The following is a 16366-nucleotide window of genomic DNA, read 5'->3' on the forward strand; positions in this document are numbered from 1 at the left end:
ACGGGCGGAACCATCCCTCGCCCCCGCACGCTGGACCTGGCTCCCAGTGGCGGGCTGCCTGACCGGCATCCCGCCCCATGGCCCAGCGGACGGTCGACGACTGCGCGGAGATCTGCCGGACCGGACGTCCTGTGGTGGACTCGGCAGAACCTACCGGCCGCCGCCCGCACCGTGTCAACACCCTCGCGACCTGCGTGGCTACCTCAAATCAGCAGGTCAGTACGGCAGATGGGCCGTCGGCGCGACAGGCCGACGGCACGTCGTTCGGCGGTACGTGATGATCTCTGCGTCACTCGTTCGGGCGCGCGGAGGCCCGGTGGACGGTCCGGCCGCCGACGACCGTGCGCAGACACCCGGGCAGCGGGGCGCCCGGAGTGAGGTCCGGCAGGCCGGGCGTGCCCGAGCGCGGGTCGGTGGACCAGTTGGCCACCCGGGTGTCCGGGACCTGCACCAGCAGCTCGCCCGTCTCCCACACCGCATAGTCGGCGGGCGCGCCCGGCACCAGCACGCCCGCGTCGTCGCGGCCGATCGCCCGCCAGCCGCCGCGGGTGTGCGCCGTGAAGGCCGCCCGGACCGAGACGCGGTGCCCGGGGGTGCGGTGGAAGGCGGCGGCCCGGACGGTGCCCCACGGGTCGAGCGGGGTGACGGGGCTGTCGGAGCCGAGCGCCAGGGGCACCCCGGCGCGCAGCAGCGCGGCGTACGGGTTGAGCGTGCGGGCCCGCTCGCGGCCCAGGCGCTGCGCGTACATGCCGTCCTCGCCGCCCCACGCGGCGTCGAAGGCCGGCTGCACGGAGGCGGTGAGGGCGAACTCGGCGAAGGCGGCGATGTGTTCGGGGGTGAGCATCTCGGCGTGCTCGACGCGGTGCCGGGCGGCGCGGACGGCGGCGAGGCCGACCTTCTCGGCGGCGGCCCGCACGCCCTCGACGACGGCGGTGAGCGCGGCGTCGCCGATGGCGTGGAAACCCGCCTGGATGCCGGCCTCGGTGCAGGCGGCGACGTGCGCGGCGACGGCCGCGGCGTCCAGGTGCGCGGTGCCGGTGTGGCCGGGGGCGGGGGCGTCGGCGTAGGGCGCGTGCAGGCAGGCGGTGTGCGAGCCGAGCGAGCCGTCGACGAAAAGGTCGCCGGCGGCGCCGGCCGCGCCGAGCTCCCGGATCCGCTCCGCGTCCGCGGCGGAGGCGAGGGCCTCGGCCCAGTAGCCGGTGACCCGCGGGCCGGGCTCCTCGGCCGCCAGCCGCAGCAGCCCGGTGAGGTCATCGGCGCTGGAGATCTGCGGCCCGGCGCACTCGTGGACGGAGCCGATGCCGAGCGAGGCCGCGTGGGCCAGCGCGGCGCGCTGCAGCTCGGTGCGCTGTGCGGCACCGATGCTGCCGAGCGCGGCGGCGCGCACGGCGTGGTGGTCGTCACCGGTGAGCGGTGCGCCGTCGCCGGCGGCGACCTGCGGGACGAGATCGAGCAGGGCCGTGGTGACGACGGCGGAGTGGACGTCGGCGCGGGTCAGATAGAGGGGACGCCCGCCGGTCGCCTCGTCGAGCTCCCGCCGGGACGGGGGCCGCTGCTCGGGCCAGCGGCTGGCGTCCCACCCGTGCCCGAGCAGCACCCGGTCCGCGGGGCGCGCAGCGGCGTGCGCCCGTACCCGGTCGAGGGCCTCGCCGAGGGTGCGGGCGCCGGTGAGGTCGAGACCGGTGAGCGCGAGGCCGGTGGCGGTGGTGTGCACGTGCGCATCGGTGAACGCGGGCGTGACAAGCGCGCCGTCGAGGTCGACGACCTCGTCCACCCCGTCGGCGAAGGAGTCGGCGGCCCCTTCGGAACCGACCCAGGCCACGCTCCCGTGCTCCACCACCATCGCCGTCGCGAACGGGTCGGCAGGGCTGTGCACGGTGCCGTTGCGCAGCAGGACGGTACGGAGCGGTTCAGTGGGCTGGCTCATGGGGGTCATTCTGCCCCGGGCCTGCTATCCGACCCGCGGCGGCCGTGCCTCGTAAGGAGTCGACAGGACGATGGTCGTCCGCGTGGAGACGCCGGCCAGCGACCGGATGCGGGCCAGCAGGTGCTCCAGTTCCAGCGGGGTCGCCACCCGCACCTTGAGGATGTAGTTCTCGTCCCCGGCCACGCTGTGGCAGGCCTCGATCTCGGGGATCTCGGCCAGCCGGTCCGCGATGTCGTCGGGAGCGCTGGGGTCGAAGGGTTTCACCGAGATGAACGCGGTGAGCGGCAGCCCGACCGCCTCGGGGTCGACCACGGCCGCATAGCCGCGGATCACGCCGCGCTGTTCGAGGCGCCGTACGCGCTGGTGCACCGCCGAAGTGGACAGGCCGGTGGCCTTGCCCAGGTCGGTGTAACTCATCCGCCCGTCCTTGACGAGCAGTTCCACGATCTCTCTGTCCAACTCCTCCACGCGGATCAACCTACTGGGTCCGCGCGCGCCCGGCACAGTCGACTGCACCTCTGGCGCACAAAGTATGTGATGAACGCCACAGGCATGCACCCGTGTCCTCCCGGCCGGAGCGATTACCGCCCTCACCGCGAGGGAAGTGCTTGCTGTGGCCGAGACGGGGTCCGGCCGGACAGCTGAGGGGGAGAAAGACTATGCCCAGCCTGGAACGCACCGATCACGAGAGCGACGGCGGCCTGTACGAGGGCTACGAGATCACCGAGATGTTCCGGGTGGTCTGCCCGGCCTGCGCCCGGCCGATCGCGCTGCTCGCCGACGAGGAGGCGCTTCCCGAGCACGCCCTGTGCCCGTCCCCGTGGAACCCGTTCGGGCTCACGGTCTGCCCGGGCTCGGGCAGCAGCGCGGACGGGGCCGCCCCGGCGGACGACGTGGCGGAGGCCCAGGGCCTCGACACCGCGCTCCTGCTGACGCTCCCGGAGAGTCTGGACTGGCGCACCCAGCCCTTCTCCCACATCGGCGGCCCGGGCTCCAGGCCGGTACGGGTGCACTAGGCCGACTCCCGCACCCCAACTCCCGCGCCCCGTAAGGGGCGCGGGGAACTGCGGGCCGGCCATCGTCGGCCTGCAGTTGACGCACTGCCCCAGGGTTCCGGGGCGAAGCCCCGGGGACCTCGGCTGCGGGCGCGTCACGGGGCGCGCAACTACCGCGACTCCGGCCCGGCCAGATGCCGCGCAACCACCATCCGCTGAATCTGATTGGTGCCCTCGACGATCTGCAGAACCTTGGCCTCCCGCATGTACCGCTCCGCCGGAAAGTCCGCGGTGTACCCGTAACCGCCCATCAACTGCACCGCATCCGTGGTGACCTGCATCCCGGCGTCGGTGCAGAACAGCTTCGCCATGGCGGCCTGTTTGGAGAACGGCAGCCCCTGGTCCCGCAGTCGCGCCGCGGCCAGATAGAGGGCGCGGCCCGCCTCGATCTGCGTGGCCATGTCGGCGAGTATGAAGCGCAGGCCCTGGAAGTCGGCGAGCGGCCGCCCGAACTGCCGGCGCTCCTCGACGAAGGCCAGGGCCTCGTCCAGGGCCGCCTGGGCCACGCCGATGGCGCAGGCGGCGATGCCCAGCCGCCCGGAGTCGAGCGCGGAGAGGGCGATGGCGAAGCCCTGGCCCTCGTCGCCGATGCGGCGTGCGTCGGGGATCCGCACCCCGTCGAAGTGCAGCTGCGCCGTGGGTGAGCCCTTCATCCCCATCTTGCGCTCGGGCGCCGCCGCGGTGAGGCCGGGGGCGTCGCCCGGCACGAGGAACGCCGTGATGCCGTGGGCGCCTTCACCGCCTGTGCGGGCGAGGACGGTGTAGAAGTCCGCGATGCCGCCGTGGGTGATCCACGCCTTGGTGCCCTCGAGGGTCCAGGTGTCGCCGTCGCGGGTGGCGCGGGTGCGCAGGGAGGCCGCGTCCGAGCCGGAGGACGGCTCGGAGAGGCAGTACGCGCCGAGCAGTCCGCCGCCCAGCATGGCGGGCAGGTGCTCCGCCTGCTGCTCCTTGGTGCCGTACCCGGCGAGGGCGTGGCAGGCGAGCGTGTGCACGCTGACGCCGAGGCCCACGGTGAGCCGGGCGCCCGCGAGTTCCTCCAGGACCTGCAGGTAGACCTCGTACGGCTGGGCGCCGCCGCCGAACTCCTCGGCGTACGGCAGGGCGAGCAGTCCCGAGCCGGAGAGCAGCCGGAAGACCTCGCGGGGGAACTGCCCGGCATCCTCCTCCTCGGCGGCGCGGGGCCTGATCTCCCGCTGGACGAGCTCGCGCACGAGGGCGATCAGATCGCGGGCCTCCTCGGTGGGCAGCTGACGCTCCACCGGCTGTGGGCCGTGGTCGGTCATGGGGGCGCTCTCCTCCCTGTCAGGGCGCTGCGGCGACCGGCGCGCAAGGGTGGTGGCGCCGTCACCGTGGGTGCCCAGTCGACGATCACGTGGCCGGGTCTCGGACTAGGCGTGACCTGCGGCTGTGGCGATTCGGAGTATGCCCGATCAGGGGCTCTGCGTCACTGGTTGACGGATCGTGACGAAGTTTCCTCAGGGGTCTCCCTCGTTTTCATCCGACTTGGTCCGAACCATTGACCCAACTGGTCTAGTCCTTCTACGGTTCCCCAACGCTTGATCTCCCCACCCACCGAGGAGAACCCATGCACCGACCGTACGGACCCGCGGCCGCCATGACCGCCGTCGCGGCCCTGCTCGTCACCGCCCTCACCGCAGCCCCGGCCGGTGCCGACGACTCCGGTTCCGGCGACACGGGCGCCGGGCACAAGGTCGTCGGCTACTTCACCGACTGGGGCGTCTACGGCCGCAATTACCACGTCAAGAACATCGAGACGTCCGGCTCCGCGAGCAAGCTGACCCACATCAACTACGCCTTCGGCAACGTCACGGGCGGCAAGTGCGCCATCGGCGACGCCTACGCCGACTACGACAAGGCCTACGACGCGGCGGGCAGCGTCGACGGCAAGGCCGACACCTGGGACGCCGGCGCGCTGCGCGGCAGCTTCAACCAGCTGCGCAAGCTCAAGCAGCTGCACCCGGGCCTGAAGGTGCTGTGGTCCTTCGGCGGCTGGACCTGGTCCGGCGGCTTCGCCGACGCCGCCAAGGACCCGGCGGCCTTCGCCGACTCCTGTTACAACCTCGTCAACGACCCGCGCTGGGCCGGGGTGTTCGACGGCATCGACATCGACTGGGAGTACCCCAACGCCTGCGGCCTGACCTGTGACGCCGGCGGGAGCGACGCCTTCCGCAACCTGATGGCCGCGCTGCGCGCCCGGTTCGGCGGCAGCAGCCTGGTGACCGCGGCCATCACCGCGGACGGCTCGCCGGGCGGCAAGCTGGAGGCCGCGGACTACGCGGGGGCCGCCCGCTACGTCGACTGGTACAACCCCATGACGTACGACTACTTCGGCGCCTGGGACGCCAAGGGCCCCACGGCCCCGCACTCGCCGCTGACCTCCTACGACGGCATACCCAAGCCCGGCTTCCACAGCGACGCCGCCATCCAGAAGCTCAAGTCCCTGGGCGTGCCCGCGAACAAGCTCCTGCTCGGCATCGGCTTCTACGGCCGCGGCTGGACCGGAGTCACACAGTCAGCTCCGGGCGGCACGGCGACGGGCCCCGCCGCGGGCACCTACGAGCAGGGCATCGAGGACTACAAGGTCCTCAAGACCAAGTGCCCGGCCAACGGCACGGTCGCCGGCACCGCCTACGCCTCCTGCGGCAGCGACTGGTGGAGCTACGACACCCCGTCGACGATCGCGGGGAAGATGGCCTACAAGGACCAACAGGGCCTGGGCGGCACGTTCTTCTGGGAGCTGAGCGGCGACACGTCGGACGGCGAACTGGTCCGGTCCATCACCTGACCCGGCGCACCGGCACCCCCGGCGCCCTCACGGTCCGCTCCGGGCCGGCGCCGGGCACTCCGGCGCGTAGTCCTCGATCATCCGCAGCGTGTCCCCCAGCCCCCGCACCAGCAGCGAGCACACCACGTCGCGCGGCAGCCCCTGGTGGTTCAGCCAGTCCAGGGTGACGCCCTCGACGCCGGCGAGCCAGCCGATCAGCGCGGTGCGGGCGACGAGGGGGACGTCGCTGCGCCCCCAGGCGCCGCGGGCGATGGCGAGCACCAGCTGCTCGCGGACGCCCTCGCGCAGCGCGAGCACCTCGGCGTCGAAGCCGACGCCGCCCGTGACGATCGCCCGGTAGGCCGCCTGGTGGTGCTGGGCGTAGCGCAGGTACCCGTCCACCGTGCGCTGCACGCGCTCGGCGGGCGGCAGGTCGCGGGTGGACGCCGCCCGCACCACGAGCTCGGCGACCGAGTCCTCGATGATCGCCAGGTAGTAGCCGCGCTTGTTCTTGAAGTAGTAGTAGATCAGGCCCTTGGCGACGCCCGCGTGCCGGGCGATGTCGTCCATCGACAGGGCGTCGTAGGACGTGTCGGCGAACAACTTCCGCCCGATGGCGATGAGTTCGGCACGCCGCGAACGGGAACGGCCCGTACCGCGCTGTTGACTATTATTCAAATTCGGCCCTAGTCTCCCGAGCACCGGACGTCCGCAGTATCTCAGAGAGCCCCACCACTCACTCCCTGCGGGAGGAAGCAGTGAGCGGATCCGACCGACGTCTGCCCGAGGGCCGAACGGCCTGGAAGAAGACCGCCGTTGCCGCCGTCCCCGCCCTGGCCGCGGTGGCGGCGATGGGCGTGGTGATGGCGCAGGGCGCCCTCGCCGCCTCGTTCGCGGTCTCGGGCACCAACTTCCAGGTCTCCTCCGGGAAGCTGACGAGCAAGGGCCTGGCCTCGTACGTCCAGACGGACCGGGCCGTGGACGGCAAGGGACACCCGGTCGCCCTGCTGGGCATCGGGGACGCGACGCTGAGCGACATCTGCCAGTCGGCGTCCGTGGACACTCCGCTGGGCAAGGTCACCTTCCGGCTCAGCGCGGGCGGCGACGCCGGGGAGGTGACGGCGAGCAGCCTCGTCATCGACGGCGAGGACCTCGTCGGCGACGCCCGCTTCGGGACCGCGCAGATCGGCCGCGACGCCTCGACCCTCGACCAAGTGCGGGACGTCAAGGGCGAACCGGGGAAGTTCGGCCTGCAGGCCGGGGACATCACCGTGGCCGGGGTGCGCTCGCACGCCTGGTCGGCGACCGGCGGCAACTTCCGCCTCAAGGGCCTGCGGCTCTCGGTCGGCCTGGACGGCAAGCAGTGCTTCTGAGGCCGGACGCCCGCGCCGCGTTCCGGTCCTGGCGGCGGACCCGGCCCTTCTGGGCCGGGCTGCTGCTGATGCTCGGCGGGACGGAACTGCTGGTGGTTCCGCTGTCGCCGCTGACCGTGCTGGTGAGCCTGGGGCTGGGCGGCCTGGCCGCGATCGGGATCGGGCTGGCGCTGATCGCCGCGGGCCAGTTCCTGTGGTGGCTGCCGTCGGCCCGGCACTACGTCAGCGTCAACGCGCTGATCCTGTCGGTGCTTTCGTTCGCCGCGACGAACCTCGGCGGCTTCCTGGTCGGCATGCTGCTGGGCATCGCGGGCAGCGCGATGGGCTTCGGCTGGACGCCGGCGGCTCCGCCGGAGGGCGCGCCCAGGGCCCTGGCGATCCTGCTGCCCGTCGTGCTCGTGGCCGCGCTGTTCCCGACCGGCACGGGCCGCGCCGAGGCCGCACCGCGGGCCGCCGTCCGGGCGGCCGCGGTACCGGCGTCCGTCACCACATCACGCTTCGCGCCGCACGGCTTCGCCTTCGCCGGCATCGAGCAAGTTCCCACGGCGGACGGCCCGGTGACGGCCATGGTCCTGACGATGGGCGCCGCCTCGCTGACCGACTACCGCATGACCACACGGGACAAGGAAAGCCCCGAATTCGCCCTGACCGCCGGGAAACTGGACCTCACCGGCCATGTGACGCTCTACCTCACGCGCTTCAGCGGCTGCCTGGAGGGCGTGCTGTGCGTGACGTTCTCCCCGGACGGGCTGCCGGTGCCGCCGGTGATCCCGCCGTTCGTCTTCATGACGCGGGTGGTGGCGGAGCAGGCGCTGGTGACGGCGGACGTGATCGTGGCGGACGGGCTGCGGCTGAGGGCGTGAGGGGTCCGGGGGCGAAGCCCGCGGAAAACCGACCCCCTACCCTGACCCCCATGACCGTCACGCTCGACCTGGCCTTCTTCCGCCGGTTCCTCGACCGCGCCACCCGCGTCATCACCGCCGAATCCACCCGCCTCACCGAGCTCGACGCCGCCATCGGCGACGCCGACCACGGCGTCAACCTCAAGCGCGGCTTCACCTCCGCCCTCCAGGCCCTCGCCGCCGAACCGCCGGCCACCCCCGGGGCCCTGCTCACCGCGGCCGGTGTGCACCTCACCAACACCGTCGGCGGCGCCTCCGGACCGCTCTACGGAACGGTGCTGCGCCGCATGGGCAAGGTCCTCGGCGAGGACCCCGTCGTCGCACCGGAGGCCCTCGGCCGGGCGCTGACCGCGGCCGTGGCCAGCGTGCGGCGGCTCGGGGACTCCGCGCCCGGCGACAAGACCATGGTCGACGCCCTGCAGCCGGCCGTCGACGCCTACACCGGGGCGCTGGACCGGGGCGCCGGCACCACGGCCGCCCTCGACGCCGCCGCCCGGGCGGCCCGCGACGGCGCCGAGGCGACCGTCCCCCTGCAGGCACGGCGCGGACGCGCCAGCTACCTGGGCGAGCGCAGCATCGGTCACCTGGACCCGGGCGCCGCCTCCTCAGCCCTGCTGCTCACCTCGCTGTACGAGGCCACGGACCCGGAGCTGTGCGCGGCGGAGGTCCCCGTCGCCGAGGAACAGCAGCCCGGGGAAGCGGAGCAGCCGCCCGCCGGGCGCGTCGGCACCGTCCTCGTCTCGCACAGCCGTGACGTGGCCGCCGCGACGGCCGCCCTCGCCCGGGCCCTGGTGGGCACGGGCGACCCGGCCCCGGTGGCGACGGCCGGCGGGCTGCCCGACGGCTCCGTCGGCACCAGCGCCGAGCTGGTCCGGCAGGCGGTGCGCACCGCCGACGAGGGCGCGGGCGTGGTGGCGGTGTGCGACATGGGCAGCGCGGTCCTCACCGTCAAGGCCCTGCTGGCCGAGAGCGGGATCGCGGCCGCGGGCGTGCGCATCGCGGACGCCCCCTTCGTCGAGGGCGCGGTGGCGGCCGTGGTCACCGCGTCGGCGGGCGGCGACCTCGCCGCCGTCCTCGCGGCGGCCGGCGACGCCCGCGCCTACCGCAAGATCTGACCGGTGGCCGGGGCGGACCGCCCGTGGAAGGCTGGGCGGGTCGGCCCGTCCCTGTTCCGCGGAGGTCTGCCCCGGTGCGCTCGCTGTCGCGCAGCCTGCCCTTCGCGCTGGTCCTGGCCTATCTCACCGCCGTCGTCTGGCTGGACCTGGCGACCCGTGCGGCCCTGCGGCTGGACGTCTACGCAGCCCTGGCACCGGTGCTGGCGGCGGTGCTGTGCACGTACCCCCAGACGCTGTTCGTGGGGGCAGTCGACTTCGTCCTGATGGTGACCCTCCACGGGGTGCTGCTGCCGCCCGAGGTGACCCTGGTCGACCGCATCGGGGCGGTCCTCGGCAACGTCCTCATGGTCGGCGCGGCCGTCGCCGTGTCCCGGCTGCGGCGGGACGAGGAGGCGCTGCTGGACCGCGTGCGGGCCACCGGCGAGGCAGCCCAACGGGCCCTGCTGCGGCCGCTTCCGCTGCGCACGCACGGCGTGCTGGTGGACGGCTTCTACGTGTCCTCGCAGCGGGAGGCGCTGATCGGGGGCGACATCTACGAGGTCGTCGACACCCCGTACGGCACCCGGGTGCTCATCGGCGACGTCCGCGGCAAGGGGCTGGGCACCCTGGGCGCGGGGGCCGCGGTGCTCACCGCCTTCCGGGAGGCGGCGTACCACCGGCAGGACCTGGTCAGCGGCGTGAAGGCGATGGAGCAGGGGCTCCAGCGCTACCACCGGTCGGCCGAGTACCAGGCGAGGTCGCAGCCGGACGCCCGCATCCGGCCGGAGGAGGTGCGGATGCGGGCGTCGGAGGAGTTCGTGACGGCCCTGGTCCTCGGCGCGGAGGAGCCCGCCCCGGCCGGGGCGGACGACCGGATCCACCTGGTGCTCGTCGACTGCGGGCACCTGGCCCCGTTCCTCCTCGGCCCGGACGGCGGCGTGCGCGAACTGGAGCCCGTGGACCCGGGCCTGCCGCTGGGGCTCGGGCACCTGGTGACGGCGCCCCGCACGGCCCAGCGCGTGACGCTGCCGCCGACGGCCCGGCTGCTGGCCTGCACCGACGGGGTGACCGAGGCGCGGGCGCCGGACGGCGCCTTCTACCCGCTCACCGAGCGGCTCGGCGCCTGGGCCGCCCTGCCGACCGCCGAACTCCTGGCCCGGCTGCGCGCCGACCTCGTCGCGCACACCGGCGGGCGGCTGCAGGACGACGTGGCCGTGCTGGTGATGGAACGCGCTTCGGCGGAGGTCAGAGCGTGAACAGTTCGAACGCCACGGCGGGGCGGCCGCCGAACCGCTCGGCGGCGCGGGCCATGCCGCTCTCCAGGAAGGACCGGCAGTAGCCCTCCGGTTCGTCCTCGGTCAGCGCCTCGATGTAGGTGCGGTGGCAGAGCAGGGACTGCACGGCGCGCTCCAGCCCCGCGCTCGCGTCGACCGCGTGGGTCGGCTGCGGGGAGCCCGCCACGGCCACGTAGCGCACCCCGTTCCACGGCTGGAGGCCCTGCTCGGCGAGGCCGGGGAAGATCCACCGGTTGCCGGCGTCGGCGACGGCGTCCAGTGCGGCCCGGCCGACGTTGCGGTGGTCGGGGGTGTTCCAGGAAGTGCCGCCCCAGGTGTCGTGGTGGTTGAGGGTGAGGACGAGGTCGGGGCGGTGGCGCCGGACGGCGGCGGCGAAGTCCCGGCGCAGCGCGGTGCCGTACTCGATGACCCCGTCGGGGTGGCCGAGGAACTCCACGCTCCGCACCCCGACCGCCGCGGCGCTCGCCCGCTGTTCGCGCTCGCGCAGCGGGGCGGCCTCGGCGGGGGCGAGGGTGTCGATGCCGGCCTCGCCGGAGGAGGCCAGCACGTAGGCGCACGAACGCCCGGCGTCGGTCCAGGTGGCGACGGCGGCGGAGGCCCCGTACTCGAGGTCGTCGGGGTGCGCGACGATCGCGAGGGCACGCTGCCAGTCGGTGGGCATCTCCTTCAGCTGCTCCGCCATGCCGCCCAGCGTATGCCGCATTTCTTCACGACGCCCGGGAACCGGCCGGGCGTTCCGTCCGACTACCTGATCCGGGCCCGCTCCGGCGGGCCCGTGTGTACGTGGAACCTGTCGAACCTGTCGAACCCTGGAGAGTTTTCTGATGCGCGCTCGTGCGTGGAGCGGTCTGGTGGCCGCGGTGGCCCTGTCGGCGACGGCCTGCGGCGGTGGCGGCGGCACGTCGGAGAAGAAGGACGACGCGGGCGCGTCCGCCGCAGCCGGATTCCCGGTGAGCGTGACCGACTGCATGGGTGCGGAGACCACGTTCGACGAAGCGCCGAAGCGCATCGTCACCAGCAACGCCTCCGGCCTGGAACTGCTGATGTGGCTGGGCGCGGGCGACAAGGCCGTCGGTACGGGCTTCCCGCCCGGCAACGGCGCCATGCCGCATCAGTACGAGGGGCAGGCGGCGAAGGTCCCGGTGCTCGGCAAGACCGTCATACCCAAGGAGAAGCTGCTGGGTTCGGGCGCGGACCTCTACCTCGACTCCTTCTCCTCCATGAAGAACATGGGGAAGATGGGCAACGCCCCGACCGCCGACGAGTTCAAGGCAGCGGGCATCAAGCACGTCTTCCTGAAGTCCTCGGCGTGCGCGGCCATGAACAAGTCCCCGCGCACCGACCTGTCGGGCGTCGAGTCCGACATCGAGGAGCTCGGCAAGGTCACCGGCACCTCGGCGCGCGCCGCCGAACTGGTCGCGTCCATGCGGAAGAAGACCGGCGCGGTGCAGGACGCGCTCAAGGACGTCCCGCAGGACAAGCGGCCCACGTACTTCCTCTTCGACTACGACGCCGGCACCAAGCAGCCGATGGCCGTCTGCAACCGGCAGGTCGCCAACGCCGTGATCACCCAGGCCGGCGCCCGCAACGTCTTCGACGGCTGCGACGGCGACTTCAAGCCCGTCGGCTGGGAGGACGTCGTCGCCAAGAACCCCGACTGGATCCAGCTGGCCGTGCGCAACCGCGGCAGCGAGGGGGCCAACAAGAAGGCCTTCGACGAGGCCGCCGAGTTCCTGAAGTCCTTCCCGGCCACCAAGGGCCTCAAGGCCGTGCAGGAGGGGCACTTCCTGCGCATCGGGTCCGAGCGCACCACCATCGGCGGGGTGCGCAGCGCGGACACCGTCCAGGAGATCGCGCACACCCTGTACCCGGAAAAGGTCAAGTAGTTGGCGGCCGTGGCCCCGGCCGCCGCGGAGGGGCGCGAGCGGGGGGCGGGGGTACGGGCCGGCTGGGTCGGCGTCGCGCTCGGCGCCGTCCTGCTGGCGGCGCTGACCGCCTCGGTGTGCCTGGGCTCCACCCGGGTACCGCCCGGCGAGGTGTGGTCGGCCGTGGAGCGCGGCCTGACCGGGCAGGCCCCGGCGCCGGGCACGCAGGACCTCATCGTGTGGCGGCTGCGGGTGCCGCGCGCCCTGCTGGCGGCCGTGGTGGGCGCGGGCCTCGGCCTGGTCGGCACGGCCGTCCAGGCCCTGGTCCGCAACCCGCTCGCGGACCCGTACCTGTTGGGCATCTCCAGCGGCGCGTCGCTGGGCGCCGTCTCGGCGATCGTGCTGGGGGCGGGCGCGGGCGGCGCGCTCGGACTGGGCCTGTCCTCGGCCGCGTTCGCCGGGGCGCTCGCCTCCTTCGCGCTGGTGTGGGCGTTCGCCCGGCGCGGAGGCGGCTTCCGGCCGCTGCGGCTGGTGCTCGCAGGGGTGGGGATCGGGCAGTTCCTGTCCGGTTTCACCCACTACCTGGTGCTCCAGGCCGGCGACGAACAGCAGACGCACGGCGTGCTGTTCTGGCTGATGGGCTCCCTCGGCGGGGCCCAGTGGGCGACGCTCGCCGCCCCGACGGCGGCCGTCCTGCTGGGACTTGCCGCCCTGCTGGCCCGCGCCCGGGCGCTCAACGCCCTGCTGATGGGCGACGAGACGGCGGCCAGCCTCGGCGTGGACGTCACCCGGCTGCGCCGCGAACTCTTCGTCGTGACAAGCGTGCTGACGGGCGTGCTCGTCTCGGTCTCCGGGGCGATCGGCTTCGTGGGACTGATGGTCCCGCACGCCTGCCGGATGGTGGTGGGCGGCGACCACCGCCGGCTGCTCCCGGTCTCGGCCCTCTTCGGCGCCGTCCTGCTGACGGTCGTCGACCTGATCGCCCGGACCGCCCTGCCCGACCAGGAGCTGCCGGTGGGCGTGGTCACCGCGCTGATCGGCGCGCCGACGCTGCTGTATCTGCTGGACCGACGCCTGGAACGGGGCTGAGCGGCATGAGGATCTCCGTCGAAGACCTGGAAGTGGCCCTGTCCGGCCGGACGGTGGTCTCGGGTGTGCACATCGTCGCCGAGGAGGGCGAGATCGCCGGCCTCATCGGCCCCAACGGCAGCGGCAAGTCGACGGTCCTGCGCACCGTCTACCGCCATCTGCGCCCGCAGGCCGGCCGGGTGCTGGTGGGCGGCACGGACGTACGCACCCTGACGGCCGTCGAGTCCGCCCGCCGGGTGGCGGCGCTGCCGCAGGAGCGCGGAACCGACTTCGAACTGTCGGTCCACGAGGTCGTGGCCATGGGCCGCATCCCCTACAAGCGCGCCTTCTCCGGCGAGGACCGCACCGACACCGACACGGTGGCGACCGCCCTGGCCCGGGTCGGCATGAGCGGCGCCGGCCGCCGCCGCTTCTCGGCCCTGTCCGGCGGCGAACGCCAACGCGTCCTGCTGGCCCGGGCCCTGGCCCAGGACCCGCAGGTCCTGGTCCTGGACGAGCCGACGAACCACCTGGACGTGCGCCACCAGGTGGAGCTCCTGACCCTGCTCCGGGAGCAGCGCCGCACGACGCTGCTCGCCCTGCACGACCTCAACGCGGCGGCGTCGGTGTGCGACCGGCTGCACGTGCTGCACGGGGGCGCGGTGGTGGCGTCGGGGACGCCGCGGGACGTCCTGACGGCGGAACTCCTGGCGGAGGTGTTCGGGGTGCGGGCGGCGGTGGTGGAACACCCGTTGACGGGGGATCCGTTGATCGCGTTCGACCACCGGGCGGCGGTGGCGGCGGGGGTGTGAGGGGGGCCGGGGCCCCCGCCCTCCTACCCCACCACGTAATGGCTGGGCCGCCCGTCCCGCCACACCAGCCGGCCGGCCTCCTCGGCATCGACCCGCCGCATCAGCCGGGCCGCAGGCCCGAGCACCACCGTCGAATGCCACGGAGTGGCCCACACATCGGCGCACTCCAGCAACCGGATCCCGAACTTCCCCGCCCCCATCGGCTGCGGATGGATCGACAGCCGCACCGACCGCGGAAAGTGGTCGGCGATCAGATCGCCCCACGCCCGGCTCCGGGCGATCACCTCGTACGCCCGCGCCCTGCACTCGCGCTGCAGCGCGGACCGGCTGCCCGCGTATCCCGCGGGCGTGTCCTCGACCAGGAAGCGCGTGATGCCGCGGTACAGCCGCGCGGTCTCCTCGTCCGTCCGCGTCTGCGCCCGCAGTTCGTCCAGCGAGGGCGCGTACGCCTCCGTCACCAGGCGGCGCTTCTCCTCGTGCGGCAGGTCCCCGTGGACCTGCCGGAGGTCGAAGGTCTCCAGGTGCTGCAGCCCCTCCCGCCGGATCAGGGCGCGCAGTTCGTCCCCGTAGGCGTCGATGTCCGCGTCGGACACCTTGATCTGGTCCGCGAAGATGTGCCCGTCCGAGCAGACGACCATCCGCGCCCCGGGCGCGTAGAGCTCGCCGATCCGTGCGCAGAGCCCGTCCAGGAAGGTGAGCGAGAGCCGCTCGCCCTCGTCCGGAAGGCGGCCGAGGACCTTCTCGGGGTTGGGGGACTTGCACGGGAAGCCGGGGAGGGTGAACAGCACGGGCTCGCCGCGTTCGGTGAACGCGCGTATCTGATCGAGCTGTTCCGGGTGGTCCTGCGGATCGGAGGACGCCGGGCCGGCGGTCCGGTGGTACGGCAGGAGCAGGCCGAGAATCGCGGCCTCGACGGAGGTCATGCCGGGGTCACCCACGCGAGCGGGGGCACACGCCCCCGAAGGTCACGGGCAGCGCGGCGGTGCCCCGGCCGAGGACGGCCGGGATCCAGGACAGCTTCTCCTCCGGAACGGCGAGCCGCATCCCCGGCAGCCGCCGGATCAAGGTGCCGAGGGCGACCTGGAGTTCGATGCGGGCGAGGGCCGCGCCGGGGCAGAAGTGGATGCCGTGCCCGAAGCCGAGGTGCGGCCCCTGCTGCCGGTCGAGGTCGAGCGTGTCGGGGTCGGGGAAGCGTTCGGGGTCGCGGTTGGCGGCGCAGAGGGAGACGATCACCGAGTCCCCGGCGGGCACCCGCGTGCCGTGCAGTTCGGCGTCCTCGGCGAGGAAGCGCCAGGTGGTGAGCTCGAACGCGCTGTCCAGACGCATCAGTTCCTCGACGGCGGCCGACATCAGCTCCGGCTCGGCGCGCAGCCGTTCCATGGCCTCCGGGTGGCGGAACAGCGACACGAGCGCGGTGGTGATCTGGTTGGTGACGGGCTCCTGCCCGGCCACCAGCAGCTGGAAGATCATGGAGTCCAGCTCCTCCTGCGACAGTTCGCCCGCGTCGCGCGCGGCGACCAGCCGGCCGAGCAGGCCGTCGCCGGGGTGTTCGCGCCGGTCGGCCACCACGTCGGCGATATAGCCCTGGAGCCCGCGCAGCAGCTCCTCGTAGGCGGGGCGCCGGGGGTCCTCCGGGCCGACGGGCGCGACGACGCCGCCCCATTCGCGGCGGAACCGGGCGGCGAGGTGCGGGGGCAGCCCGATGGTCTCGGCGAGGACCTGGAAGGGGTACCGGGCGGCGAAGCACTGCACCAGGTCGACGGCGTCGGCACCGGCCGGCATCGCGTCCACGAGCGCATCCGCCATCTCCTGGAAGCGCGGCCGCAGTTCCTCGACGCGGCGCGGCGCGAAGGCGTCGGTGATCAGCCGGCGCATGGCGGTGTGCTTCGGCGGGTCCTGGTGCAGGAGGTGCACCTGGAGCTGGGAGTGCTGCGGCTCGGGCATGATCGAGGCGCGGGCGCGCCACCGGTCGTTGCCGCGCGCGTGGTTCTTGCCGAGCCGGGGATCGGCGAGGGTGCTCTGGGCGGCTGCGTGGCCGGTGACCAGCCAGGCGGTGACGCCGCTGGGGAACAGCACCCGGTGGATCGGCCCCTCCTCGCGCAGCCGCGCGTACAGCGGGTAGGGATCGCGCTTGTACGCGGAACCGGAAAGGTGCACGGGTTCGGACGGCGGCACGGCGGGGGTCTCCTC

Annotated in this window: 16 protein-coding genes and 1 pseudogene; 10 read left to right on the forward strand and 7 right to left on the reverse strand. The window is 73.6% G+C overall.

The window, feature by feature from the left end; genetic code table 11:
• Positions 1-289: 289 nt before the first annotated feature.
• Together ACLHRZ_RS25225 and ACLHRZ_RS25230 are read right to left on the reverse strand one after the other, a co-directional pair.
• Positions 290-1927, reverse strand: a complete 1638-nt coding sequence (locus ACLHRZ_RS25225; protein ID WP_490420794.1) for an amidohydrolase — start codon at positions 1925-1927, stop codon at positions 290-292.
• A gap of 24 nt (positions 1928-1951) precedes the next feature.
• Entirely contained in the window at positions 1952-2395 is a 444-nt protein-coding gene (locus tag ACLHRZ_RS25230; RefSeq protein ID WP_030365423.1) for an Lrp/AsnC family transcriptional regulator, read from the reverse strand.
• Between the two features lie 191 nt (positions 2396-2586).
• Between ACLHRZ_RS25230 and ACLHRZ_RS25235 the strand changes: the two genes are divergently transcribed.
• Positions 2587-2943, forward strand: coding sequence for a hypothetical protein (locus tag ACLHRZ_RS25235; protein WP_490420795.1), 357 nt, complete (start codon positions 2587-2589; stop codon positions 2941-2943).
• A 149-nt stretch (positions 2944-3092) separates the two neighbouring features.
• Here ACLHRZ_RS25235 and ACLHRZ_RS25240 read toward each other — a convergent pair whose 3' ends face one another.
• Positions 3093-4265: an acyl-CoA dehydrogenase family protein gene (locus tag ACLHRZ_RS25240; RefSeq protein WP_490420796.1), complete on the reverse strand. Its 1173-nt coding sequence runs from the start codon at positions 4263-4265 to the stop codon at positions 3093-3095.
• A 302-nt stretch (positions 4266-4567) separates the two neighbouring features.
• Here ACLHRZ_RS25240 and ACLHRZ_RS25245 point away from each other — a divergent pair, with 302 nt between their 5' ends.
• Entirely contained in the window at positions 4568-5788 is a 1221-nt protein-coding gene (locus ACLHRZ_RS25245; protein ID WP_490420797.1) for a glycoside hydrolase family 18 protein, read from the forward strand.
• A gap of 27 nt (positions 5789-5815) precedes the next feature.
• Here ACLHRZ_RS25245 and ACLHRZ_RS25250 read toward each other — a convergent pair whose 3' ends face one another.
• A complete protein-coding gene (locus ACLHRZ_RS25250) occupies positions 5816-6445 on the reverse strand; it encodes a TetR/AcrR family transcriptional regulator (protein ID WP_490420798.1) in 630 nt (209 codons plus the stop codon).
• An 80-nt stretch (positions 6446-6525) separates the two neighbouring features.
• On the opposite strand from ACLHRZ_RS25250, the gene ACLHRZ_RS25255 reads away from it, so the two are divergent.
• From ACLHRZ_RS25255 to ACLHRZ_RS25275, 5 genes and pseudogenes are all read left to right on the forward strand, one after another.
• Entirely contained in the window at positions 6526-7140 is a 615-nt protein-coding gene (locus tag ACLHRZ_RS25255) for a DUF6230 family protein (protein ID WP_490420799.1), read from the forward strand.
• On the forward strand, positions 7131-8003 hold the full coding sequence (locus tag ACLHRZ_RS25260; RefSeq protein WP_490420800.1) for a DUF6114 domain-containing protein: 873 nt from the start codon (positions 7131-7133) through the stop codon (positions 8001-8003). Before ACLHRZ_RS25255 ends, ACLHRZ_RS25260 begins: the two co-directional genes overlap by 10 nt.
• Before the next feature lie 50 nt (positions 8004-8053).
• Positions 8054-8677, forward strand: a pseudogene (gene dhaL / locus ACLHRZ_RS25265) (dihydroxyacetone kinase subunit DhaL); the annotation flags it as partial.
• A gap of 15 nt (positions 8678-8692) precedes the next feature.
• Positions 8693-9157 carry a PTS-dependent dihydroxyacetone kinase phosphotransferase subunit DhaM gene (locus ACLHRZ_RS25270; RefSeq protein ID WP_490420878.1) on the forward strand — a complete coding sequence of 155 codons (465 nt, stop codon included), beginning with the start codon at positions 8693-8695 and terminating at the stop codon, positions 9155-9157.
• 74 nt (positions 9158-9231) lie between these two features.
• On the forward strand, positions 9232-10392 hold the full coding sequence (locus tag ACLHRZ_RS25275; RefSeq protein WP_490420801.1) for a PP2C family protein-serine/threonine phosphatase: 1161 nt from the start codon (positions 9232-9234) through the stop codon (positions 10390-10392).
• Here the strand turns inward: ACLHRZ_RS25275 and ACLHRZ_RS25280 are convergent.
• The gene (locus ACLHRZ_RS25280) at positions 10382-11113 is read right to left on the reverse strand and encodes a PIG-L deacetylase family protein (protein ID WP_490420802.1); all 732 of its coding nucleotides are present in this window, start codon (positions 11111-11113) and stop codon (positions 10382-10384) included. The two genes, ACLHRZ_RS25275 and ACLHRZ_RS25280, sit on opposite strands and share 11 nt — an antisense overlap.
• Positions 11114-11255: 142 nt before the next feature.
• On the opposite strand from ACLHRZ_RS25280, the gene ACLHRZ_RS25285 reads away from it, so the two are divergent.
• Genes ACLHRZ_RS25285 through ACLHRZ_RS25295 form a run of 3 tightly spaced genes read left to right on the forward strand, consistent with a single transcriptional unit; the run spans position 11256 to position 14176 of the window.
• The gene (locus ACLHRZ_RS25285; RefSeq protein ID WP_490420803.1) at positions 11256-12317 is read left to right on the forward strand and encodes an ABC transporter substrate-binding protein; all 1062 of its coding nucleotides are present in this window, start codon (positions 11256-11258) and stop codon (positions 12315-12317) included.
• Positions 12318-13385 (forward strand): FecCD family ABC transporter permease, encoded by a 1068-nt coding sequence (locus tag ACLHRZ_RS25290; RefSeq protein WP_490420804.1) that lies wholly within the window; start codon positions 12318-12320, stop codon positions 13383-13385. It begins immediately after the preceding gene.
• Between the two features lie 5 nt (positions 13386-13390).
• Positions 13391-14176, forward strand: a complete 786-nt coding sequence (locus tag ACLHRZ_RS25295; RefSeq protein WP_490420805.1) for an ABC transporter ATP-binding protein — start codon at positions 13391-13393, stop codon at positions 14174-14176.
• A 23-nt stretch (positions 14177-14199) separates the two neighbouring features.
• On the opposite strand, the gene ACLHRZ_RS25300 is transcribed toward ACLHRZ_RS25295, so the two are convergent.
• Together ACLHRZ_RS25300 and ACLHRZ_RS25305 are read right to left on the reverse strand one after the other, a co-directional pair.
• Complete coding sequence (locus ACLHRZ_RS25300) at positions 14200-15099, reverse strand: L-tyrosine/L-tryptophan isonitrile synthase family protein (RefSeq protein WP_490420806.1); 900 nt, start codon at positions 15097-15099, stop codon at positions 14200-14202.
• 7 nt (positions 15100-15106) lie between these two features.
• A complete protein-coding gene (locus tag ACLHRZ_RS25305; protein WP_490420807.1) occupies positions 15107-16351 on the reverse strand; it encodes a cytochrome P450 family protein in 1245 nt (414 codons plus the stop codon).
• Between the last annotated feature and the right edge of the window lie 15 nt (positions 16352-16366).

This window comes from Streptomyces sp. AM25 (assembly GCF_058146165.1).